We start from the raw sequence: 24,568 nt of genomic DNA on the forward strand, positions 1-24,568 counted from the left end.
GTTATTTACTCTCTACGTTAGTTGGTGAACCAGAAACAGGTAAGGTAATCAAACTTGGTGCAACTTGGTTATCGGCAATTGCAAACGCTTTGTCTATATTAGCGCCTTCACTTGCATCAACAGCTTGCCATTGTTTAGCTGCCGTATTCCAACTCCAGTAATGACTACCATTTAAGCTACGTGCAACCAGCGCAATACGTCCTAAATGAAGCACATTCACTTCAATTGTTTTGTTATCGGCGAGGGTAATTTTTGCTTGGTAAGCCGCAAGCTTAGTGCCGTAATCCATTTCAATTTGGTAGGCTTCTAAAATACGACGGAATTTCTCAGCATCACTGATATCAGCTTGTGACATCATCGTTTCAAGTTTATTGATGCGCGCTAAACGTGCTTGATGTTTAATAGGCTTATCGTTTTCAACAATCGTCTTTAAGCCATCAATCATTTGATACATTAGCGGCACTACACCTTGGCGAGTTTGCTTTATATCTGCAATTTGTTGATCAATCGAAGCTACTTCTTGCGCCTGATTTAACACCAAACGTGCTAAGTGATCATGATAAACAGTGAGGTTTTTTACTTCTTCTTGCAGTTGTTCAATACTGGCTTTCATTGCCAACGAAGAATCGGCACTTTTATCGATCTTATCCTGACTTAAAGCAGACGCAGTATTGGTCTTGTTCTCTATCGAGCGCGCGGTATCTAGATTAGATGCATAAGCACCAGTTGTGACGCTGAGAATAACAATAGCAAGGCTAGTTTTAATAAAATTCATAGTATTTAATCAATCGTTATCTGTAATAACCCAAAAAAACAAAAAGGGAATATTGAAAATAAAAAGTATCGCAAAAAGTGCTAAACTATAAACAATAATTATTGTAAATAACAGTTTATAAGCTGAAACATACAGATCTGAACAAGGGGAAGTTAATACTTCCCCCTTATTTTATTCAGTTTACTTATTAATATTTAAACTCAATGGTTGCCATAAAGTTACGGCCTTCGCCTAATGTCACGCCAGTCGCACCAACGTAATCACTGCTGGTTGAACCACCACCTGCCATATAATCTGTATCAAACAGATTTTCTACATTTACACGACCAATGATATCCAATTTGTCATCGTATTTATAAGTATGTGCAACACCAACATCAACGCGCGTGTAAGCATCTTTCTTAAAGGTATTTGCTGCATCACCGAAGCGAGAACCTTCATAAATCACACCAAGGTTAACATCCGTTGCTTCAGTTACGTTGTATGTTGTCCATACGCTAGCTGCAAACTCAGGCACATCAACAGGACGATTACCTTGGTACTTCTGATCTTTCGTGTATTCTGCATCAAGGTACATTGCTGATGCGCTCATGCTTAGCTTATCTGTTACGTTACCTTGTAACGCAATTTCTGCGCCATTGTGAACGCGCTCACCACCTTGCGTTTTCTTATACAGATTGTTGCCAACTTGAACATCAATCGTCGAATTCTCTTGTGTAATGTTAAATACTGCACCTGACACAAATAGTCGATTATCTAGCAATTCCCACTTAGTACCTAGCTCATATTGCTTACCACGAAGTGGATCAAGTTGCTCACCATCATTAACGTAGTTCTTAGAGCCAGATGATACTGTGCCTTGAGGTTCAAAACTTTCAGAGTAAGCTAAGTAAATAGAACCGTTCTCTGCTGGGTGGAAAATCGCAGCCACTTTTGGTGATACTGCTTCTTCTGCTGCTTTTCCTTCTTGGGTTTGGCGATCAAAACGAACACCAGCAAGTACTTGCCAATAATCGTTAATTGTTACCATGTCTTGTGCGTAGAAGCCCCAAGCATTGTAAGATGAGTTAGATTCTCTTGGCTTACCTGGTTTGTAACTAGGAACTGGTGATGATTGGTTTGGTGCCACTTCAACAGAGTTAAATGAACGTTGGTAACGATCATAGCTATAACCTAACCAGTTAGAGCCCACTAATAGCTGATGTTGCATGCCTAGAGTATCAAATTCACCAACGAAATCAGCATACGCAGTTTTGAATGTCCAATGATCTTGGCGATCATTACCACCTTGCTTCACTAAACCTGATTCTCCAAAATTAGTGAAGTCAGGGTAACTTTCTTTATCATGACGTTTGAAATCTTGGTAGTTAAAGCCAGAATTCAGTGCCCATGTATCATTCAATTGTGCTTTAACATCAAAGCCGTAGTTTTCAACTTCGTTATTAATTTTTGACCACTGTGCATCCCACACATGATCACGACCAAGTACAGGCTTACCGTCAACAATATAAGCACCAGAATCTACACTGCCTTTATCGTTTGTACGATCATAATGTAGTGACACTGTCACATCATCATTGATGTCATAATCAACAAATAAACCACCGACAAAGCGGTCAGTTGAAGGGGTAGAACCATCACCGTATTTACGCCATGAATCATAATCTTCTTTTGCAACAACAGCGCGTGCACGTAGTGTTTGGTCTTGGTTAAGTGAACCGCTAACATCTAGCACACTACGAGTATGATTGTTTGAACCCACATCTTGGCTAAAGTTTACTTGAGTATCGTAAGTTGGTTTTTTAGCAACCATATTTACTAAACCACCAGGAGCTGATTTGCCGTAAAGCAGGCCTGCTGGGCCTTTCATTACTTCAACTCGCTCAAGCAGCTCAACTGGCTGACGGTAATGAGACCAATGCTGGTGGCCATCACGCAAGAAACCACTGCTGCTACCTAATTCAAAACCACGTAAAGAAAAACGCTCACGGTTACGACCAGTACCACCGGCAGAAATACTCGCGTCATTCTGTAGCACTTCACCTAAGGTGCTTGCACGCTGCTCATCAATTAGCTTCTCATCAATAACAGAAACTTGTCCTGGAGTTTCTAATTGAGTCATCTCCATTCGCATTGCTGTCGAATTCGTGTCAGCCTTATAGCCATAATCACGTCCAGTGACCACCATATGCTCATCTGTATTTGTAATTTCTGCATGAGCAATCGGTGCTGACAATACTGCACCAATCAATAGTGTTAGCTGACTCTTAGAAAACATATTCCGTTATCTCCAATTACCGTATCTTTGAGAATAAAACCAATTGAATAGGTTGTTACTTAATACCGCATCTTTAAAAACTAACTGAATGTAGGTTTTTAAAGATGCTACGTATAAGGCGCTACAAGATTCAAATAGTTTCGGTTGCTTGACAGTGACGTTATTGTGCTGTCAATCTTTAAACAAGAATATAAGTGATAACCATTACCATTTGCAGTTAAATTTACATTCTTTGCATTCGTAAATTTTTTGTCAATTAACGAAACTAATAATAAAGTCGCGTTTTATTGACATTTACTCACAAACCCAACCAATTATTCCGTACTCAATACTGTTTTTTTCAAAGACTTTCACAACAAACGGGCGTATAATTCCGCCGTTTTTATTGATTTCTGCGGTATTTAAAGTGACCCAATTAAGTCTTGAAGCTATTCGTCAACAACTAGAAGAACGCAATTTTATTGCTGAGAAAGTTCGCATTGTCACAGTAGAGGCAATGGAACCAGAGGCATTAGCAGCCTGTACCACAACAGAAAATGAAACATTCTATAACAGCTATATGAATGTCATTTATTGTCGTGGGGATCGCTATGTTTTAGGTTATCGCTGTAATGAAGCAACTATCATTGACCAAGCGATTATTTTTAAAGACGGTAAATATTACGATCCAACTTTACAAGCTAATAGTGAAGGTGAATTTGAAGCGTATCCATTTGCTGTATTAGCAGAATTTAAAGTCTTTGACATGATGACACATGCTAAAAACAATAAAGACTTTCCGCCCGATGTTGACTTCCTATTTACACGTAAGAAGCACTTCAAAAACGTTATTCGATAATTATCCCCTACCCGTTATTACTATTAATTAATAACGGGTACTTCTTGCCGTCCTTGTCGCATATTAATAAAATTTACAGCAATTTATTGTTTTTACTACTATTTATATTATTAATAAAGTTGTTCCACAATTGATACGCAGAAGCCAACTTGTTAACAATTGCATCATCTATCACTTGATAATAACCACAATAAATGTACCATTTTATCCATACACTTCACTGGATTTTTAGTATATGGATCAGGCTAAAAAATTAAGACGTTACTTTATAAATGATGAACGCCAACATATTTTTATGCTGCAAAATCAAGTGAGGCAATTAATTATTCAAAAAAAGGATCGTGTAGAAATAGATCGAGGGCTTATTGCATTAGAAAAGGCTTGGATTGCTTTTGAAAATAGAAGTAATTAGCACGGCATTATTCTGTTTGCTAAGAAAGTCCAGCTAGCACTGGACTTTAATATATTACTTTTTTAAACCCATACTTTGTAAATAATCTAGTTCAAGATTAAATTTCTTTACATAGCGATTCAAAGTATTAGGGGTTACACCATGAACAATCTCTGCTCTATATGCTGTCATGCTCTGAGTAATCACATCATAAACCGCAGCTTTGACTGTTTCCGCTTTAAAAATATGATTCGCAATATTGTTATATTTTTCTTTGTTCATGACTCATTCCAAACAGCTACAAATCCTTTGTAGTTGCATGATAAACATCAAGGATTTACCCTTCAATGTTTTACTGATAAGTTCTTAACAATATGAATAATATGATTTATCAACGAAATATCTTATGCTGGCCATATAACACCACCATACCCAATAAGCATAACCATATGGTCTTAATTTACCTTTCCTGACTAAAATAACAAATGGCACGTAGAGTTATATTTTATAGCATATCAGTAACACTCATTCTGCCTGTGCGGCAGTGAACTTGATTCTTTCCGACTTCCCTCGTCGATTTTTGTTTCTAAGCTACAGCACAGGCAGCTTTAGTTACTGGCTGCTGCCATTGCTTCTTTGATTTCATCCGAACTATAGCCTTTTGATGAAAGATAAGCATAAGCTTTACTTTTATCTTTAAAATTCGACAAATCAAACCGCTTTTTGGCTAGCACTAATTGGCAATTTTCATAAAAATCTACCTCACCCGCTTCTTCTAAATCGTAGAATACTTGCTCAAGATTAGTAATATCAACATGCTTCATTTTAAGCTCTTGCTTTATCACTGTTTTGCCTTTGAGCTTACGCACTAACTTCAGTACTTCTGTTTCTAAATCTGCATTCATGCCTTTGATTTTTGCTTTACTTAATAACGTATCTGCGGCTGCGTGTTCGGTGATTGCCGTTGAAACGTCCTGAAAACTAAATCCACGCTTAGTAAGATCATTGGTTACTTTTTCTTGCGTCGTTTGGCTAAAATCCTCATAGTTACTTAGGCGACTGGTTATTATCGCAAGTTCTGATACCTGATTTTTATCGATGATCTCAGCTAAGGCTTGTTCAATGATACTTTCTGGAATACCTTTGGTTTTCAGTTTTTGTTTGATGTATTGCTGTCCGTATTCATTTGAAAATGCTCTCTCACTAAAATGCAGTGCAAATGGAAGATCATCTTTTAAATAACCAAAATCTTTCATTTGTTGTAATACAGTTTCTATCCAATCTTGCTGTTCTGTTTTTGCTTCTAGTTTTTTGCGCAGTTCATGCTCACTATGATCTCGTAAATTCAAATGATAGATAGCACTGTTAATCACATTTTGAATCGTTTTAGCTGGGTACGGTTTTTTCATTTTATTTATCTTCACTATTTAACGAATCGAACATTGATTATATAAAAATATCTAATTTATCGACGTATGGTGGCCTTTACTGTTATCACTGTTAACGCTATATAATAGATAGCAATTAATACCGCAGGTAACGCATCGCGATCAAACGCTGAACTCACAGCGAAAATACAGTAACAAACAATGATAACCGGAATAATAAACACATTGTTATTATGCGGATACACATCTAAGACCAACAACAATTTATGAATACCCGCTAATACTAATGGTAATGTAACCATCAAAAACCATAACATAATCAATCCTTTTGAAGTAAAGCATGTCTTTAAATTACAATTATATACGTATTGTCACATTGAAAAAAGCCATCATACTGTAACACTTGTTTACTAACTACCGCTAATATTTAATCTACAGCATTAAGACAATCAATTATATTATTCAATTTCGTAAACTAATAATAAAAATATATCACTACATACTATTTTATACTTATTTTTGGAAATAAATATCGTCCACCTTTATAACGTATAAATTAATGATAATGTCAGTTACCCTTAATGGAAATATTATAATGGAGTTATTATGTCTAAGGTCGCATTAATTACCAGAGCAAGAAAAGAAGCAACAATATAACTCGTTTCTTTATCGTTGCTCATAGATGAATGCCAGCTAACACTAGCGGCAACGTTACCATTAAAAACTACAACATAATCAATCTATTTGAAGAAAAATACCTTTGATTGCTTATTGTATACTAATAATCATTTAACACTTTAACGAGTTACATTCGAAAATTTCAAATAATGAACTAACATAATGGAGTAACAAATATCGTTACTCTAGCAGTCAACGCCCTCAGAGCTAAAGACTCACCGATCTTTTCGATAATTTTTTATAAATATCAAATTATAGAAATACATTAAGCCACAGGAAAATAGCTTTAAGGATTTAACTATGAATCAAATTGAAAGTCTCATTTATGACACTCTTATAGATCTATCGAATAATGTACCAGAACAACATGCAAAAATTCGCCAAAACCTATATGACCAATTAGATCTACCTTTAAACAAGCAAAGAGATTTATATTCAAATGCGCTTAGACCAGCAAGTTCAGGAATACTTGAGAGCAATGCAGATTTTCACAATACAGTAAACAATTAAGGTAAGTTTCAGTTGGTAGTTTACGCCCTGTTACTTGCTTCCAAACTTGATCTTTTGCGCTATTACACACTTGTTGACCATTTATATCATGACAATTAGGGTTGGTTAATGTTTTTAGATAAGCAACCATCGCCTTGGTTTCTTTTGGCGTAAAATCAGTATTACGTAAATTTGGCACTTTAAAGTAATCTAAGGGGTGCACTTTTATATGATCTGTTCTAAATAATAGCTATTTATGTTTATCATTAGCTATTCATTACTGGTAATAACAATTGAATTGATAACCCTTGAGGATGACGATTTTCAGCATGAACGCTACCCTTCATAACCAACATTGCTTCTTTAACAATCGCTAAACCAAGCCCGTATCCGCCAGATTGCTTATCTCTTGCACCTTCAATACGTGTAAAGGGATCAAAAATACGCTTTAGATGCTGTTCAGCAATACCATGTCCATCATCTTCCACACTTAATTGTACAAATTGTTTGCCATCTACAACCACCAGCCTTGAAACTAAGCTTATTTGAGCATGATCACCGGCATATTTAATCGCATTGCCTAATAAATTATTTACAGCGCGAACAACCAAGCGGCTATCAGCCATTACTAAAGGCATATTATTATCAATATCGGTAATAAATGTTTGCTGTTTTCCAAGCAATGTTTTGGTATCAGGTACCGTGGTTAAGCATAAACTCTCGACATCAACGGGGATCAAATTAACATTTTCAGTGGTGTTCTGTAATTGGTTGAACTCTAGGATCTCATTAACCAGCTGGTTCATTTCTTCTGATTCATGCTCTAATCGATCAACAAGGTGCTGAAATTCTGGTGCTACTCGCTTTCTCATTAAATGTAATGATAAATTATGCCGTGCTAATGGTGTGCGTAACTCATGCGACACATCACGTATTAATCGTCGTTGACGTTCAGACAAGCTCTGAATTTGTTCTGCCATTTCATCAAAATCAGCAGCAAGAGATTTAAATTCAACAGTACTATCTTTAACAGTGTTGGCGACCCGTACTGAAAAATCACCATTAGCCAAGCTGCGACTCGCCTCTTGCAAAGTATTTAATGGTCGTTGTAAATATCGAGCAATAAGAAATGAAAACATAAATAAGATTAAGACAGCGATCACAACTTGAATCAGCCCGAAATAAAATGAAAAATATTTAGCAGGATGCAATTGATGTGGCAGTTGTACCATTAATTGATTACCATCTTTTAATGGGATCGCAAAGATAGGCTGATTCACTCGAGAATCTAATAGCGCATTAATACTACGCGCATAGTTTAGTTTAAACGCAAAATGGGGATGCATTTTTCTCGTTCCCATTTCATGCTGGTCTTTGTCTAATACAAATAAATAATAAGGCTGCTTTTTTTCCCACTCACTAAGTTGCTGCTTATTTCCATTATCAATAAGTTGCTGAGCTTCATCCGCCATTACCAGCATTTTTTGTTGGACGTTTTTTGGCACATGCAGCAACGTTTTAACTAACGCTATTTCAGCTAAATTTTGCAATAATAATATTAATAATAAACTCACGGTAAAATACGAAAAAAGCCGCATAACCAGACCATGCTGTTGATGAGGTTTATACCATGCTTTACGCTGAGAAAGGCTTTCCACACCATGATCCTTTTAATTATTGATTAACCATTTCGGTGTAACTATAACCACGGCCTCGTACCGTTTTAATGTGCAGTTTAGACATTCCAGCCAACACGAATTTACGGCGTATATTACTGATATGCATATCTAAATTACGGTCAAAAGGACTCAGTTCTTTTTTTAGAACTTGTTGTTGTAGTTCAGCTTTTGAGACCACAATACCGTCATGTTTAATTAAATATTCTAACAATTCAGCTTCAGTGCTGGTTAATGGTAAACGCGACATTTCTGCTGCCATGTTTTCTGCACCAGAACGGATCTGATGTCGTTGTCGCTCAAGTCCAACTCGGCGTAAAATCGCACTGATCCGTGTCAGTAATTCAGGTACTTTAAACGGTTTAGTTATAAAGTGATCCGCTCCAGCTTGTAATCCATCCAGCATGGTTGCTTCATCACCTAACGCCGTTAGCATTAAAATCGGGGTCGCAAACCGTTGACAAATACGCCGTGCAACTTGCATACCGTCAAGATTAGGCAACATCACATCAAGTAAAACTAAATCGACACCTTTATTTTGTAGATACTCAATCGCTGATTCACCACAATGAACACAACTCACATCATGGCCTTCATCTTCAAGCACTTCTGTCAGTAACTCACACAACTGAATATCATCATCAACAACTAATATCTTTGACACAATTTATCACCCATAAAGAAAACATCGGCATAGTAATATGCTTAATATGCCTATTCAACCATGCATCAACAATCAGCTCATCATTGTCGATATTAATGAGATTAAGGTGCTGATTAGTGATGCATTTAAATACGTTTTAGCTGTTGATACAACCATAAGTTATATCTATAGCTGTTAGAACTATACTAAAAGCTATCTAAAGCCAGAGAAAGATAATGATCTTGCTCTGGCTTTTTAATTAGATCAATAGTGAAACCTGTACTATATATACTAAAGGCTTAAGTCTTTATATGAGGTTTCATGGTTACTTTGGTAAAAACCCAAGCAAGCATTAGAACCGATAACACAGGTGCCTTACTCCATACTCCTGTGCTATTAACTGAACATGGCGTTTTTAGCCCTCTTCTCGATTATATTCTCAGCCAATCAGTACATAAAAGTCTTCCATGGATGAACCGAGTGGTATTTGCATGTCAATTACTACTTGAATATATGGAGGCGAATCGCGATCTATTCTCCTGCCCTGATATCTTATTCCAACACTTCGTACAACGTCTTTCCGATGGAACCATAGATGCTCAAGGTTACGATCCATCTGGATTATTTTGGCTACCTAGAAAAGCAAGCAATGTTAATCAGCTCTTATCAGCGTTAAATGGCTTAACTGACTGGCTGGAAATAAATAACAGAGGCATCAGTCTTAATCCTTTTATTGAAGCAAGCACACACCAAGAAAGATTGAATTACGCAGCTTGGCATAAGAAAAACCAATACCACTTTTTAGGTCATATCAAACCTAAAGGTATTTCAGATACTATGCGAAAAACACGTAAAGTTCGAGGGAAGAAAGATGTAATTAAAGTTGATGGTGATGCCATATCTTTCCCTGAAAACCTATTTAAATCATTCTTCATTGAAGGGGTTGGCACTGCCAGAGATCCTCGTATAGCCATGCGTGACCAACTCATTTTATTATTAATGCATGGAGCTGGTGTTCGAATAAGTGATGCTATGCATCTATGGGTTGATGATGTGTTCCATGATCCTCAAAAGCCCAATAACGTTATCGTTCGTCTCTACCATCCTGAAGATGGCAAAGCGCCTAACAACTGGATCGGTCATAAAAAGCACAGAACACGAGCGGCCTATCTTGCAGAAGAGTTTCGGCTCATACCACGTAATAAACTCGCAGGAACAGCACGAGTTGGTTGGAAAACGCGTTTAGTTGATCACCAGGATAATTATATTCAACTGCATTGGTTCCCTAACTATCTCGGAGAGATATTTGCCTTCTTATGGCAGCAACACCTATTGTATTTATTGCCACTAGAGCGTAAACATCCATATGCATTTGTTTCATTTTCTAAAGAAAATCTTGGTACTCCACTTACAATCAATGCTTATAATCAATCCTATAAGGCAGCGATGGCACGGATCAATCAGATAGTTTCCAAACCAGAAGGACGATCTCCACACGGCCACCGTCATGCTTATGGTCGCCGTTTATCTAACGCAAAAATTGATCCCCTCTTAATTAAAAAAGCGATGCATCACTCATCTCTAATATCACAAACCATATATACACAACCTGGCATTAGAGATGTCAGTCATGCGCTAGAAACAGCTACTGAGCAACTGGATAAAAAACAACATAATGTCTTTCGAGAGGATGTTGAAATAAGTTGGAAAACCATTTTAGAGCATGGTTTTTCCAATATTGACCCTGATGGACTTTTCTCTGGTCGCTACCCTAAATTTAAAAGGTCCTCATGATGAAATCCACTGATTATGAATTTCTTTGGTTCACCAAAAAAATGGTACCGGATGGGATACATGGCGCGAATTAGCGTCCACTTGGCTACACCAATTTGACTATGGCGTGGATCGAAAACGTGCAGCCCTTTCACGCTTTTTGAGTGATTACCTTGTTTCTCGTTTCTATATAGACCCTATCGAACTATTTGAAGCAGGTAACCAAAACTACTTAGATTTCTTGAGTCATTACGAATATGGCGAGTCCTATCAAGTGCGTTGTAATAATGACATTTGTGAATTTATTGACTGGATCATAACAACCTACTACACACAACCAGATGATCATGGAGATCTGGTTCCCATGTTTAAAAATCCATTCGTCAGAGCGTCAAACCCCGTCAATAATCAAGAAACTGTCTACAATGCGTTACCTTACAGTTATATAAAACAGTTAAGACGCATCCTCTGCCCCATGGAACAAGGAGATTTTTCAGACTGGAAGTGGGCCATTGATCAAAGTGATACCTTCATGCGTAATGGTCGCCATTTTCGTGACTGGCAGTTAATTGAAGAAAATAACATAGATAAAAGTGATCCAGATTGTGTGTGGCGTAAGATTGAAATAGAAGAAAAAAGAAAAATACGAATCAACGGTGCGCTACGTTCATTTCATAAGGGCGAGCACTTCTTTGTTGTCTGGTCTCCCGTACGAGCTATGGCGCTTTATACTAAACTTCAACTCCCATTAAGAACCTATCAAGTACGAATGCTTGATTCAGGTGAAGCAGATACTTGGCGTTATGCACAAGGTCAGTGGCTAGTTAATGACAAGCATGACTTTGCAGAAGGTAATGAAAAACGTCCTTGGAATAAAGGGGTCTTTCACCGCATTATCACACCTGATATTGGTGATATCATGACAGGGATGTATATCAATACCAATAAAACAGCAGATAAAAACAAGAACGAAATTACACGCGGTTATATCATTCCATGGCAACATGAGACTATGTTGTATTGGCTAGAAAAATTAAGAAATTGGCAAGAAAAATACAATCCAATAACCAAACCAACTTCAATTAAAAATCTCGATTATAAACACTTTGGTAGCACGAAGACTAAGGTTCAACGTGATGAGATTGGTGATATCTGTTTCTTATTTCGTAATGCTGCTGCATCCACATTTAGTGAACAATCTATGCCCATTACATCAGCCTTTTTAAACTCACTATGGCTGTTATTGATGGCAAAGCTTGAAACAGATATATACCGTCAAGGTCATCGACTAACGGATGAGAGTAAAGTTAGGTTTGTTGATCCCACAAATCCACGAAAAACACTCTTTCCATTGCACTCACTACGAGTCTCGCTGATAACCTGTTATACCATAGACGGAGAAATCCCCACCCCCGTACTTTCTAAACTTTTAGTGGGCCATAGCCGCTTAATTATGACCCTGCATTACACCCGAGTATCTCCCGTTGCGATGGCAAAAAAAATGCAAGAAGCAGAAACTAAAATAGTACAGAACAATAGTGAAAGTCTGCAAAGCTTCTTAGCTTCAAAATCAATAGAAGAAATCGGATTACAAGCTACTTATAAAGACGTTGAAGCCCTTAATAACATATTGCGAATACGTAACCCCGCAGGATGGGAGGAAAAATCAATAGGGATCTGTTTAGCAGGAGGAAATACGAACCCAAACGCTGAAAATACAGCTATCGTAGGTTGTTGGAACGGTGGTGAAAAACTCAAGAAAGCCAACCGTAATCAAGCAGATCTATATGGCCCTGTACCGCATGGATTTGGAAATTGTATTCGATGCCGATGGTTTATTACTGATATTCGTTATATTCAATCACTAACCGCCCATTTCAATAACCTCAGTTATCATGCTTCAGAGTCAGCCAAAATAGCGGCGACACTAGAAGCAAAGCAATCGAGCTTGCTTGATGAGGAATATTTCTGTGAAGTTAATGATGAGCCATTTCAGAAATATGAGCAACTACATCAACTTGATCGTCGAATAGATAAACAAAAAACAGATGCAGATGAATACTGTAAAGATCTCGTTGCTTGCTTTCAGGTAATCCGCAGCTTGCTCAAGTTGGAACAAAATAGACAATCTGAAGATACCGCAACAAAAGTAGTTGCTCTCGGTACTCAAGAAGACATCGTCCCATACTTTAGCTTTATCGATACCGAATCTAAATTACGTCAATTAATCCAACTCTGTGATGATGCAGAGATATATGCCGACCTTCGTGATGATCTAATGAAAACACCAGCTATCCATCACCGTTCTAATAAATTAAATACCATACTAATGAAATCAGGGTACATGCCATTCCTCATGCAGTTAGACGATGAGACCCAACTCACTGCTGGAAATGCCATGATTAATGCAATGCTAAAGTCTATAAATGGACAAGACAAATCCACAGCCATGACCCAACTCGCTTCATATATAGATACTGAAACCTATCTAACAGATGCCGGCTTACTCGATGTAGGCATTAAAGCAATTGAGAACAAGACAGGAATAAATATTTTACGCTTAGCAGATCTCTCCAACCAGAAGGCTATAGGAAAGCACAATAATGACTGATCCAGTTAGCCCTCACATTATTCTAGATGAATTATGTAAGAATGCCACGATGCGTACAACTGAGGCATTGCAAATATTACATAAGGTGCTTGAATCACAGAGTCAATCTAAACCATTGGACTTTTCTATCTCAACCGTTGGCCGATTATCTAAAGCACAAGGTGGTCCTTCAACACAGACGATTCGAAATAGAACAGGCAAACACTTCCAGCAATTAATTGATGCATGGGCGACTTACGCAGGAACAACAAGAAAGAAGCCACTATCAGTTCGTCAAAAGCAGTTATTAAACAATAACGACATCCATATATTGGATTCTATTGATGATCCTGTAATACGCGCTGTTGTAGGCTCGTTAATTGCTGAACGAAATAGATACCGAGATCAACTAAATGTAATGAAAGCTAACTCAGATATCATAATTGACCACCGCAACAAGCATGTTCCCAGAGAACAAGCACCCCAACTAACTCCGTTAGAAACTGAAGCTTTGAAAGATGCGATATCCGATGAATTAATGTATAGAGAAAGCTGGGTTGTGATGCCCACAGGACAAGTTAAATCGACGGCTGGTGAAGAGATCTATAAACGCGGATACGCAAATGCACTAAGAAAGTTATTGGAACTGAATAATTAACAATCATATTTTTATCCAATCAATTAAAATTTATTTCTGCCCAAAACCTCTACAGTTAGCGCAAATGAGTTAGTTGTCACAAATGAGTTAGTTGTATAGCTAACTCATTTGTGGACAGAAATCATCTAGAGTATTAGCCCCATTCCTGCTGGTAGTTATTAGTAAAAATAATGGGGATACTTCAGCATCGCCATCCAACGTACTATCAATATTTGCTTATATTAGATGGCTTAGGTTTGTCTAGCACTTTGGATATGTGTCGGCTGCGCGACACATATCCTTATCTGCTAAGCGGCGTTATTCCACGCCCCCTGGCTTGCGCAGTCAAAGAACACTACTTCAATGTCATTTCCAACGTAATCTCTAATCATCTGATGCACTCTTGTGCAATAACCTTGATCTTCACCGAAAACGGACACAGCTATTCTAGTAACATTTGACTCAGCAATACGACTAAGAATGTGGACATCATGCTCACCAAAGCCCCAACCATATATAGTTATATTGTTTCCAACTTTTGGTAATACTTCACGGTAAACAGTATTAAGGTAATGGCTGTTGTGAATTGCTTTAACTTTTTGACTTGAAGTGCCCTCGCTAACGAACAATGGAATATAGTTTCCAGATTCCCATTGTCGCAGGATTGAACGCAATAAATCACCGGAACCAGCTCCTAGTTTAACTTCCTCTTCCACAACATTACGAGCTAAAACCAAGCTACCGTGAGGATAAAAAATCAAAGTATTGCGTCTATCCCAAAGGCTAATTGACTCTCGGAATCTTTGCCAATCCTCATCAAACTCACCATGTAGGAAACAGTCCTTAAAACTATGTCCATTAAACTCACGGTTGGCATACATTATTACCCAATACAAAGACAGGTCGTAGTTTAGAGAAAGTACTGTTTTGAAAGATCTAAGGAAAGTTGCGATGTCAGAAAATTGCTCTTCAACTGCATGGTATTCAGGGTGGATACTACGTACAGCCTGAATCAAGCACTCTCGAACATGTTCATAAGCGCTTCTAGTTGCATTATCTGCAATTTCTAGAGCAAGATTGACTCGATTGGCTTGCCATACAAGACGCAAGATCAATTCAAAATCATCAGTTTCAAAATAGCTAAAAAGCTGTTCAACATGGTGGGTCAATAACCCATTATCAATCGCATGCTGTTTTAATGAAGAGTAAGAAAAACTACCATCAATACCAATTGAAGCTCCATTTCCAAGTAATAGTGAACCATCAAACCTGTCCGATATATCAGACCACTCCTCAATTACATATGCCATTTTTATTATCTCCTAGCCGCTTAACGCCTAAATCAGGTGCACCGTAGACGTCACCTGGATTTACTTGTTATGTTTTATTCCCAATTCTCTGACTGCTACATCGTGCAGTATGTCTAAAATAAAAATAACCTGAGCGATATCAAATTGTTCTGATTTCCCTTCATACCAATAGCGCCATTCAACAAATGCGTTATTAATAATTTTTAAGTGGTCTTTAAAAGGCAATCCCTTTTCAACCTTATGCTTATCTTCATTGAGTGAGCACACTATTTTTATCTTATCTTTAACTTTGTTTGGTAACGCTTTATAAAGTGAAGTTAATACGTGAGTACCCTTTATTTCACCATGGGCTTGTTGCAGACATTTTAAGTACATTTCTACACTAAAGGCTGCATTTACTATAAATGGAGCTATTCCATATGGATTTCGTGGAAAATTAGCTAAATCCATTTTATAAATAAGCATCGCTGCCTGCCCGAAAGATTGAGCTTGAGCAAACATTGTCTGAGCTTTCGGTATATCCTTTAATAGCCCTTTTGATTGAAGGAGATTCTCCGCCCGCTTTTGAACGATAGCTTGATCTTCATGATCTTCTATATATCCAATTAGCTCATTATCCATAAGTACTGTTTTCATGCCTTTCGGAGGCTTAATATTCATATTTATATAACTACTATTGATTAAGTAAACATAACAGCTTATTAATAAGCATTCTTACTATTACGCAAAATAATACCCCTAAACCCCCATAATCATAATCATTTTAATTCATACATATCATGAGCTTGATTGCATTATTTTGTTTCAAAGTGTTTATTGGAAATGTATACGGTAAGAAATATATTAAATAAGCCTAATTAGCATAAGAAGATGCAAATAAAACTAATCCAAAATCACATTAATACGATATGAATGAGTATTTGTCCTAAATGATAATGGGGCAAATTTGAGCTAGCTATGGAAGCTAGCTCGATGTTGGACAGGAATCAGTTAGACCTTATGCTCTAAAGCAGTCACTTCGGATAACTTCAGATTGGGGAAAAGATTGTTCGAGAGCATTGGCTGCTAGCGCAGCCAAAAGAATGCTATTGTCTAACGTCGCAATAACGGGTGCTTAACCGCCCAAAACCGCTTCAACCCTTTGTATTAAAAACACTTTAAAATCTGCCACGTTGACAAAGCTTCCCGTTTATAGCCTTGTTATACGACACTTAGATTCTTGTCGCTCGTCACCTAGAGGATGCGTAGAAAATAGTACTTAAGTGCCTACCGAAGTTTTTAGCTAATTTAAATCTACTGTTTGATCATGCCGATTGGCATCTGAACGATAATGATCTGCAAGCACCCTTAATATTTTAGCTGTTCGTGGATATATCAATTGCACTGACTCTGAGCCCGCTTGATACTCTCCAGCCAAAGACCTCTCTTGTTCTCCACCAGCATATGGATGCCTTGCGGTAACCCCCCTTGAATTTAGTTTTCCATTGACTATACCGTCTTCAAAAGACTCACTCTTTAGAGATTCGATAACACCTCTAACAGATTTTTTAGGCCATATACCATCCTCTTCATCTGGCTGACATTTGGAGAGGTATTTTCCTATGTATAGGTCGCCAATATCTAACCTGCCACATTCAACTAACTGCTCCCTAGCCAATGAAACCCACTCACCAATAAAGTCATCTTCTGGCAAAAGGTGCAAAGTATCAAGTATATCCCACGCTGCACTAGCAACTTGTTTCGCCTGTTCCTTAGGCATGGTTTCCTCTTCTTCAACACCGTCTTTTCTTACAAAGACCCACTTTATTAATTGCACAAAGTTCGATGGATCTTTTGCAATTGACTTATGAATAAAAGTTGGTGAGAAATCATGATGACGAAAAGCTTTTGCATACAGCCATTCAACCTGCAATACCTCTTCGTCACTGCACTGGCCAGAATCCTGAATAAACTTTATTGCCTGAGTAATATCGTGGCTTACAGCCTGTATTGAAACCCTATCTATATCTTCAGGGTTAGTAGCGACCTTTATAAGTATTTGATGAGCAAGTTTGGCATCTAGATCTCCAGCACTTTTTCCACGGTGGAGATATTGGGCAAATGCATCAATGGCAGCTAGAGGTCTGCCATTCTTCAATAGGTTCCTAGAAATATACTCTACCAAGGAGGAATCTTTATCTTGAACAAAGTAATATGCGATCTTGTGCCAATAACTCTCTTGTACGGACTCTTCACACGCATCAAGTATATCGAATGTTTCTTGGGTAGCAGGGAGATTCACTAGCATTTGGCTTTTAATGTTTTCATCAACCAAATGATGTTCGCTAATTATTTTCTTGGTACTAGTAAAGTCGGAATGTGCCATTGCTGAAAAATATCCATTTGAGCACTCTTTATAACAGTCATCTTGTCCTAACCAGGCAACCAAATCATCAACGAATAAATCTTTTAGTTTAGACTTATATAATGAAAAACCCACCAGTCGAGGAAACTGACAGTTTTCCAATAGGTCTTTAAAGCCCTCAAACCCAGACTTATCATATAATTCTTCTAGTTTTTCAACTCGCAAAGATTCTAAGTATTCCTGCCTTTCATCATAGGGCACTTTTCTTCTTTTGACAGGGTCAATCAGATCAGGCCAATGATCATCAAAAAGATACTTCGCATTGAGTACGGGGCTATCAAAATCAAGGTGCAGATAAACCTCTTCTAATTTGGTTATCACTTCATCTGGCCATACCCAATCGGAATCTGAGAACTCTCTATGCCTAGAGATTAAGTCCCTTAAACGATTAAGTAATTTTTTACGAGAATCTTCAGACAACTTATCGATATCAACTGATAGCAATTTATCAATGATTATTTCGCGCTGAGCAACGGTATAGGAATCGAAGTTACTCGCTAAATCGATGTATCTGTTATCTGGGTCTTTGTCGGCTTCAGCGATCATCATATCAACAATTTTTCCGACATATGAAAAGTAGTCGCTTTGCTTAGTAGTTTTATCAACCCCCTCAGCCCAATGTTGATAATCTGGACTAGCTATCCCACTTGTCGTTCTGGTATTACCGACCAATAATTCACGCATCAACCTCCAGGCAACTTCGGGATACTGTTTTAAGAGGACTTGTTTAATAAGGTTAGCCCGCTCATCATGCGTAGCGGAGCTATATGTAACCCATCCAATAAATATGTCGACTAACGAAGAAAATGGCCTATTACCGTATCTTCCGCCAGGATCTATTTCCGAAAGCCTTGCTAAAGCCTGGCATACTCTAGTGAGGTAGTTTTTATTCCAGGATATGGTTTCTAAAGCCCACAAAAGATCAGAGTGGTAACACCCTCCAGTAAAACTATCTTCGGCTTCCGAATTAAATAGGCCAAGCAAAGGTGAGTTTTCACCTAGAGAGGATCTATCTACCGCATCTAGAAAAACTTCTGGCGCAGCTTCCGCTAAAGGTGATGTAGATCTACCAAGTGAATACCAGAACTCCGTCGTGTTATTATCTTTGAAAAGATGATTCAACCAAGTATCAATCTTAATCTTAACCGACATCCCACCAAGCTGAGATACATAATCATCACTATAAGTTGACAGTAAGGCTAAAGTATCAGCTATATCTCTTTTCAATAGCCCAGAATATTTGGGTATATTTCCTTTAACAGACGCCATCCATCTTTCATCTGGATCTAGGTTAAACGATGGATCAGTATCTCCTAACACCTTGCCACAAATGTCACCAAGCCTATCGATATGGGACACTGACATTAAGCTTCTAATGTTCAACCAAACGTCAATCTTAGATATCACTTGCCAAGCTGCACCAACTCTTCTGATAGGCGCATCAGAATAAGTGGATAGCTTATCTAGTTGCTTTTCAAGCTGGTCGTAATCCATTCCCGATAAAGCGGACAAAATATCTTTGTCACTGTCATTATTCGAATTCCACTCCGTGGCAAAAAAGGCTGCAAATAATACATCTGCGTCAATCTCTGTTGGCCACTTTGGTGCAATATATTCTCTAGGCCTTAAAATTTCATGTCTCAGAAGTGGCTCCAAATAGCCTTTAGTATCAGAATATAACTTAGAGGCCTGACTATCATTAAAGCCGAGTTTTTGTATCGCCTCCTGCTGAATCAACCTAGGCCGCTTATCTAAACGGATAAGAGGGGTTTTCTGGCTTGATTCATCTGTAGGCAATATCACAGTATGCCCATTACTAACTGCATCACCGATCCCGTTTGGCTGAAAATTGATTGGCATTAATATGAGAGGGGATTTAGAAGATGCAATATCGTCCCAAGCCGACTGGTCGAGCACTGTGAGAAATTTAGAGCTTAGTGAATCATCATTTAAAATGACCGAAAGAATAAACCCTTGAGATTCATTGATAGACTTGGCGCATACTGTATAACTGGCAGGGCTGCCCATTAAAGAATCTTTTAAGCGATCAGCCTGCTCATCCCTGTTGTGGAGGAAAAAATCACCCGTGAGTGAAATCTCTGTGATATTGGAAAACTTTGACCAGCCCTGCTCAATATCCCATAAATTAGGGCACCGTTTACCTATTAACTCTGCAAACCAACGATGTACCGCCGGGCACTGCTCCAGCCAGTCACACAGAACTTTTGCATTGATTGCTTTTACACCACCCCATTCTTCTTCAAGGTTCTTTTCAGCTTCCCACTTAGATCTATCTTTCCAATGCCTCGATGTTACAAAAACGTAGGTAGTGTTCTTTTTATCAAATGGGTCAGGGGCCTTGGTTCGCTTTTCATAATCATCATTTGCTTTTGAGTTGACGCTTTTGTCGGTTCCAAACTCCCAAGCCGACACTCCCGATGGCACAAATAAATTACCCTGATCAACTTCAAGCTCGCCATCCCAACCACCGGTGGATACAGAGTCCCCAAATGGAAAATCAATTTTTCTTGGATTGGAAGAAGCCCGTATAAGTTTATATATAAGCTGAGGAAGTAACTCTTCTGACCTGCGCTTATCTGTCGCAGTCCAGTTCTTTATATCGTTCTCCGTGACATGCCAACCAGACATAGTTACTCCTCTTAGTGAAATCATGATTATTTAAATTGTTTAGCTCACATAAGTTTCAAGTGAACGTTCTATCGTAGCTACATGTTTTTAAAAGGATATCATGAGGTGCACCTAAATCGAAAATGAGAAATTACGACAAACTAGGATATTTCTACGCACCTCACGATTGGCATTAGAAAATCTATCGAAAATTCTCGGGATGAGATGGAGGCCGTTAGCTTTCGCTAGCAAGAAAAGGGGCAGAAACGAGCTAGAGTACACACTCTAACTTGATTGACTTGGATAAGAAAAAGTATTTTGAAACCTTAATCGCTTGTATATGTATTCTCTTCGACATGAAATGTATGAGTGCCTACCCCCAGAAATTCATAAGAGGCTTCAACTTTTTTAAGAAAAGACTTATCTCTAGAAAGTAGCATGTCAGCAAACGTTGCTAGACTGGCATGACTTTGATCACTTATAGCAGCAATGAATCGTCGCTCTTTATGAACCTTAGAGTCTGGATGATAACCTAACATGTTTAACATATTGTATATCGAGTTAACTTTCTGGTACTTGAAAAATTCAGATGATGGGTAAATCGGATTGCTCTCAAGACAGAAAAACTGTTCTAAGGTTATATCCATTTCATTAGGAAATTTCTTTTGGCAAATACACCAGATCTGTTGGATTACATTTGGTGGTTCAATGTTATTCAATTGCATTGGTCCAGTGTTTAAAAATTCGCGAAAATCTTTTATACCCGACCAACCAATAGGATCACTAATATTCTGTGAAGCGAGCTTCGCGTTTTCGGATACAGCAACCGCTAACTTGTTTTTCATGTCTTCAGCTTGAGCTTCCAACTGTATAGCTAATTCCGGGAACTCGGGTTTCAAGTCTTCAATATTTTTGAGTATAAATTTATGCAGATCGGCATACGCAGCTATCTGTGTATCTTTGATATCATCAAAGGTACTGTCACTAGCACCACCGTAAACCTTTTGAACATTCATCATCATTGAATCATAAATACGCTCATATACAGGCTCATTTGAATTGTATTCATGAAACGCTTGATAACTATCTCTTTTAGTTATTGTCGCTTTTCCTGTTGGTTGAAAATGCTCATCCAAGTAAACTTTCAAATGAAATGCTCCAAGTTGATTTAGAACATCCAGAAATTTGTTCTCATAACCAACTGAACGTTTTATCTCTTTTAGAGTTTCGTCTGAATAAACGACTTGGTACTCACGAGCAAGCATTTCACCAAACTCACCCAAACCGTGTTTTACGAACATATCTAGTATGTTTTGATCTAGATAAGCCGTCAGCTTACCTTGATAAACAGGGATATTGTCCATTATTCATTCTTCCATATGAAATGCCGCGCTGAGGTGAACAACGCAAACCACCTGACCAAAAGCATTATGCTGTAACTAAAACCCCCAATTCAAACTGAGAATACCAAGCGTTGGGAGTCACTCTTAATTTGTTTGTTAACTATCTTTTCGCAATGTAGTGTGAAGTGCTGCGACACTCCCATTACAGAACCACGTGATAACCTAAGGTGTGTATCACGATAGTGGTTATAGCAATTATCAACTAAGTTGATTGTAGCTTTTAGTGTCACCAGCACATCTTGAACAACTAGATCACAAATTGTGTCACGGGAGTTTTCATAAATACCGACCAAATTATACTCAGTATTGTCGATAATTTTACCCTTGAGGGTCATATGCCACACCCTGATGTACACATTCAACAATGAAGTAATCTAACAGTTTTTCGAATGTACTTAAGTATTTGTCTAACTTTTCTACATCATCAAATTCACCTCGCTCCATCAGATCAAAGTCATAAACGTGAAATAAATCAGCATGTTAATTATACCAGCGATTAAAAGTACTAATCACAAGCCATGAGGAACATGAATGACCTCGAAAAAACATTTCATCTTTATCTAACTATCCAATTACATGTTTTAACTGCTCTAGATCTTTAATTTCAACTTCATTCCATGCCCTATAATCTGCTATATCTCTCACATGTACCTCTTCTATTTAACTACGACTGGCATAACGCCGTTTTAAACGGCGAATAATAGCTTGCTAAAATGTGAAACGAAGTGGAACCGAGCAAGCTGTTACCAGTCCGACTTGAAAACCTTGTTATGCAATGGACTGCACCGATGATAGCAAAGACTCTGCTGACTTTAATAAGTTAACAGTTTTTTGGAAGTCAATTTTATTGTCCTCATCCGTGATTCTATAATCATCACTATTTACGCAAACAGTCATATATGTACCACTACCAAACCTTGCGGGCTTTTTAATCGTCAGCTCTGAAAAGCTAGTTGAGTTATTTTTTAATAAACTATGCCAACGAGAACGAAGTTCTCGTTTATCTTCGCCTTCACCAACCCAAATTTTGAAACAAAGCTTTTCTTCTTCTAACTGCAAATATTGTTCACACTTACTGTCACCGTGCCAGTGCCACCAAAACCCGAGAAAACCTCCACTAGGATTTGCAACATAATCCCAATCACCTGCTTTTAACTCATTTTTTAAACGAGAGTAAAAGCCAACCCAACTATGCCAACCCCAATCAGAAATTGGTAGATGAATATAGCTATCTACTTTGCTTGAAATTTGTGAAAGGTAGTTTCGGTAATCTATTAGAATTTGGTTTTCCCCGTCATACATGGATAAAACAGATATCATTTCATTTCGGAGAAACAGCGCATAACCATTTTTTAGTACCTTGGAGTAACAGCTTTGCTCTTCAGTTTTATAGTAGATTGGTAATATATTATTAACCTCATAATCTCTATTCTCAATTTCATTTAAGTAACGTTTCAGTTGCCCTGAATGATGTTTTGTACCTGTCTTATCTTCAATAATGATCGGGTATTCATTATTAATCACACATAACACATCTATATGCTTATCTTGCTTTGTGATTTTTATATCCGTTATTTCGTGAGGCATTACTTTTGAGTGTTTCTCAAAAACTTTCGATATAAACCCTCTTGCACAATTATGAAGACTTAGATCTTCCGTAGAATATTCACATTTAGCCCAAGATAAGAACCAGCATATGAATGCATCTTGTGATAATTCACTTGTTGCAAATGAAAATATATTTGGAGTACTCATAATTCCCTCGAGTTGCATAATAGTATATTAATAAGCATTCTTACTTTTACGCAAAAATATACTTATAAAATACCGATATCATACTAGATATAATCTATATATATCATGAAGTTGATAACACTTTTTCACGCCTAACGCTCAATGAGAGGATGTGATAAGTAATAAATGTATTTAATCAGTCTGATTATCATAGGAATATGCAAATAAAACTAATCTAAAAATCACGTTAATAAGATATGAATGAGTATTTGATCTAACACGTTTTGGGGCACTTCTGTTTTATGAAGTGCCAGCGGATGAATTGTAATCACTAAGCGATTCTATCGTACCTTAACTACCAAGCGACTTTTTCGTTCATTTAGTTGCCCGCAAAATTAAACAGCCTAGTAAACACTTTGTATTAAGATTGACTGTGATATTTTAATTAAGAAAAAGCAGCAATCACTCGCTCTCTATATTGCCCTAATTTGATACGTTCAGATTCTAGATAAATCATTTCGCTACTACTGTTAGTATTATTTGACACTTCGTCTTCCCAATCAATTAAAATTGGAGAATAGACACTATCTGCAGTCGTACTACTTTCAGTTGCTTTTACTTCCGTGTTACTAATGATGTCTTCGACAGGCTGCTCAACATCGATATACAAACAAGAGTCTGGTATATCTTGCTCTATACGTTCAGCAAACTCGACCAAATTACTTTCAGCAAATGTATAAAACCATGCATCTTGATTAACGCTATTAGTTACACGCAAAATACGCCCCAATACCTGTCTAAAATATAACTCGGTTTTAACCGAACTTAAGTGACAACAAACTTGAAGTCTTGGTATATCAGTACCTTCACTAATCATTCCCACACTGACTATCCATTGTGTTTTATCATTTCTAAAACGCTGAATTTCTTCCA

At 37.7% G+C, this 24,568-nt stretch carries 20 protein-coding genes; 6 read left to right on the forward strand and 14 right to left on the reverse strand.

The window, feature by feature from the left end; genetic code table 11:
• Nucleotide 1: 1 nt before the first annotated feature.
• Both BTN98_RS15015 and BTN98_RS15020 read right to left on the reverse strand, forming a co-directional pair.
• Nucleotides 2-775, reverse strand: coding sequence for a DUF3450 domain-containing protein (locus BTN98_RS15015; RefSeq protein ID WP_060998822.1), 774 nt, complete (start codon nucleotides 773-775; stop codon nucleotides 2-4).
• A 187-nt stretch (nucleotides 776-962) separates the two neighbouring features.
• Entirely contained in the window at nucleotides 963-3,053 is a 2,091-nt protein-coding gene (locus BTN98_RS15020) for a TonB-dependent siderophore receptor (protein WP_060998821.1), read from the reverse strand.
• 406 nt (nucleotides 3,054-3,459) lie between these two features.
• Here BTN98_RS15020 and BTN98_RS15025 point away from each other — a divergent pair, with 406 nt between their 5' ends.
• Together BTN98_RS15025 and BTN98_RS20375 are read left to right on the forward strand one after the other, a co-directional pair.
• The gene (locus BTN98_RS15025; RefSeq protein WP_060998820.1) at nucleotides 3,460-3,891 is read left to right on the forward strand and encodes a hypothetical protein; all 432 of its coding nucleotides are present in this window, start codon (nucleotides 3,460-3,462) and stop codon (nucleotides 3,889-3,891) included.
• A 235-nt stretch (nucleotides 3,892-4,126) separates the two neighbouring features.
• On the forward strand, nucleotides 4,127-4,303 hold the full coding sequence (locus BTN98_RS20375; RefSeq protein ID WP_156451840.1) for a hypothetical protein: 177 nt from the start codon (nucleotides 4,127-4,129) through the stop codon (nucleotides 4,301-4,303).
• 54 nt (nucleotides 4,304-4,357) lie between these two features.
• Here BTN98_RS20375 and BTN98_RS15030 read toward each other — a convergent pair whose 3' ends face one another.
• The 3 genes from BTN98_RS15030 to BTN98_RS15040 all read right to left on the reverse strand — a co-directional run bounded on the left by BTN98_RS15030 (nucleotide 4,358) and on the right by BTN98_RS15040 (nucleotide 5,987).
• Nucleotides 4,358-4,564, reverse strand: a complete 207-nt coding sequence (locus BTN98_RS15030) for a hypothetical protein (protein WP_060998819.1) — start codon at nucleotides 4,562-4,564, stop codon at nucleotides 4,358-4,360.
• A gap of 326 nt (nucleotides 4,565-4,890) precedes the next feature.
• Nucleotides 4,891-5,691, reverse strand: coding sequence for a RecX family transcriptional regulator (locus BTN98_RS15035; RefSeq protein ID WP_060998818.1), 801 nt, complete (start codon nucleotides 5,689-5,691; stop codon nucleotides 4,891-4,893).
• A gap of 56 nt (nucleotides 5,692-5,747) precedes the next feature.
• Nucleotides 5,748-5,987: a hypothetical protein gene (locus tag BTN98_RS15040; RefSeq protein ID WP_060998817.1), complete on the reverse strand. Its 240-nt coding sequence runs from the start codon at nucleotides 5,985-5,987 to the stop codon at nucleotides 5,748-5,750.
• 670 nt (nucleotides 5,988-6,657) lie between these two features.
• Here BTN98_RS15040 and BTN98_RS15045 point away from each other — a divergent pair.
• On the forward strand, nucleotides 6,658-6,858 hold the full coding sequence (locus BTN98_RS15045; RefSeq protein ID WP_065190119.1) for a PAS factor family protein: 201 nt from the start codon (nucleotides 6,658-6,660) through the stop codon (nucleotides 6,856-6,858).
• Here the strand turns inward: BTN98_RS15045 and BTN98_RS20380 are convergent.
• The 3 genes from BTN98_RS20380 to BTN98_RS15055 form a co-directional block, all read right to left on the reverse strand.
• A complete protein-coding gene (locus tag BTN98_RS20380; RefSeq protein ID WP_162271144.1) occupies nucleotides 6,794-7,036 on the reverse strand; it encodes a hypothetical protein in 243 nt (80 codons plus the stop codon). The two genes, BTN98_RS15045 and BTN98_RS20380, sit on opposite strands and share 65 nt — an antisense overlap.
• A 67-nt stretch (nucleotides 7,037-7,103) precedes the next feature.
• Complete coding sequence (locus BTN98_RS15050) at nucleotides 7,104-8,435, reverse strand: ATP-binding protein (protein ID WP_082732182.1); 1,332 nt, start codon at nucleotides 8,433-8,435, stop codon at nucleotides 7,104-7,106.
• Between the two features lie 76 nt (nucleotides 8,436-8,511).
• A complete protein-coding gene (locus BTN98_RS15055) occupies nucleotides 8,512-9,177 on the reverse strand; it encodes a response regulator transcription factor (RefSeq protein ID WP_060998813.1) in 666 nt (221 codons plus the stop codon).
• Nucleotides 9,178-9,477: 300 nt separating this feature from the next.
• Here BTN98_RS15055 and gmtY point away from each other — a divergent pair, with 300 nt between their 5' ends.
• The 3 genes from gmtY to gmtX are packed head-to-tail and all read left to right on the forward strand — an operon-like array spanning nucleotide 9,478 to nucleotide 14,177.
• A complete protein-coding gene (gene gmtY / locus BTN98_RS15060; RefSeq protein WP_060998812.1) occupies nucleotides 9,478-10,950 on the forward strand; it encodes a gamma-mobile-trio recombinase GmtY in 1,473 nt (490 codons plus the stop codon).
• Nucleotides 10,951-10,975: 25 nt separating this feature from the next.
• Entirely contained in the window at nucleotides 10,976-13,540 is a 2,565-nt protein-coding gene (gmtZ, locus tag BTN98_RS15065; protein WP_205853515.1) for a gamma-mobile-trio integrase GmtZ, read from the forward strand.
• Nucleotides 13,533-14,177, forward strand: a complete 645-nt coding sequence (gene gmtX, locus BTN98_RS15070) for a gamma-mobile-trio protein GmtX (protein WP_060998810.1) — start codon at nucleotides 13,533-13,535, stop codon at nucleotides 14,175-14,177. The genes gmtZ and gmtX overlap by 8 nt, the downstream gene beginning before the upstream one ends.
• Before the next feature lie 287 nt (nucleotides 14,178-14,464).
• Here the strand turns inward: gmtX and BTN98_RS15075 are convergent, their stop codons facing one another.
• From BTN98_RS15075 to BTN98_RS20505, 6 genes are all read right to left on the reverse strand, one after another.
• On the reverse strand, nucleotides 14,465-15,466 hold the full coding sequence (locus BTN98_RS15075; RefSeq protein WP_060998809.1) for a DUF4917 family protein: 1,002 nt from the start codon (nucleotides 15,464-15,466) through the stop codon (nucleotides 14,465-14,467).
• 60 nt (nucleotides 15,467-15,526) lie between these two features.
• Complete coding sequence (locus tag BTN98_RS15080; RefSeq protein WP_060998808.1) at nucleotides 15,527-16,126, reverse strand: hypothetical protein; 600 nt, start codon at nucleotides 16,124-16,126, stop codon at nucleotides 15,527-15,529.
• Nucleotides 16,127-16,748: 622 nt separating this feature from the next.
• Complete coding sequence (locus BTN98_RS15085) at nucleotides 16,749-20,519, reverse strand: hypothetical protein (RefSeq protein WP_060998807.1); 3,771 nt, start codon at nucleotides 20,517-20,519, stop codon at nucleotides 16,749-16,751.
• Between the two features lie 305 nt (nucleotides 20,520-20,824).
• A complete protein-coding gene (locus BTN98_RS15090) occupies nucleotides 20,825-21,862 on the reverse strand; it encodes a hypothetical protein (RefSeq protein ID WP_065190117.1) in 1,038 nt (345 codons plus the stop codon).
• 807 nt (nucleotides 21,863-22,669) lie between these two features.
• Nucleotides 22,670-23,656 carry a PD-(D/E)XK nuclease family protein gene (locus tag BTN98_RS15100; RefSeq protein ID WP_065190120.1) on the reverse strand — a complete coding sequence of 329 codons (987 nt, stop codon included), beginning with the start codon at nucleotides 23,654-23,656 and terminating at the stop codon, nucleotides 22,670-22,672.
• Between the two features lie 424 nt (nucleotides 23,657-24,080).
• The coding region (locus tag BTN98_RS20505) for a DEAD/DEAH box helicase (RefSeq protein WP_338090214.1) at nucleotides 24,081-24,568 on the reverse strand (488 nt) is incomplete at its 5' end.

The organism is Photobacterium aquimaris (assembly GCF_002954455.1).
GTDB classification, from domain to species: Bacteria; Pseudomonadota; Gammaproteobacteria; order Enterobacterales; family Vibrionaceae; genus Photobacterium; species Photobacterium aquimaris.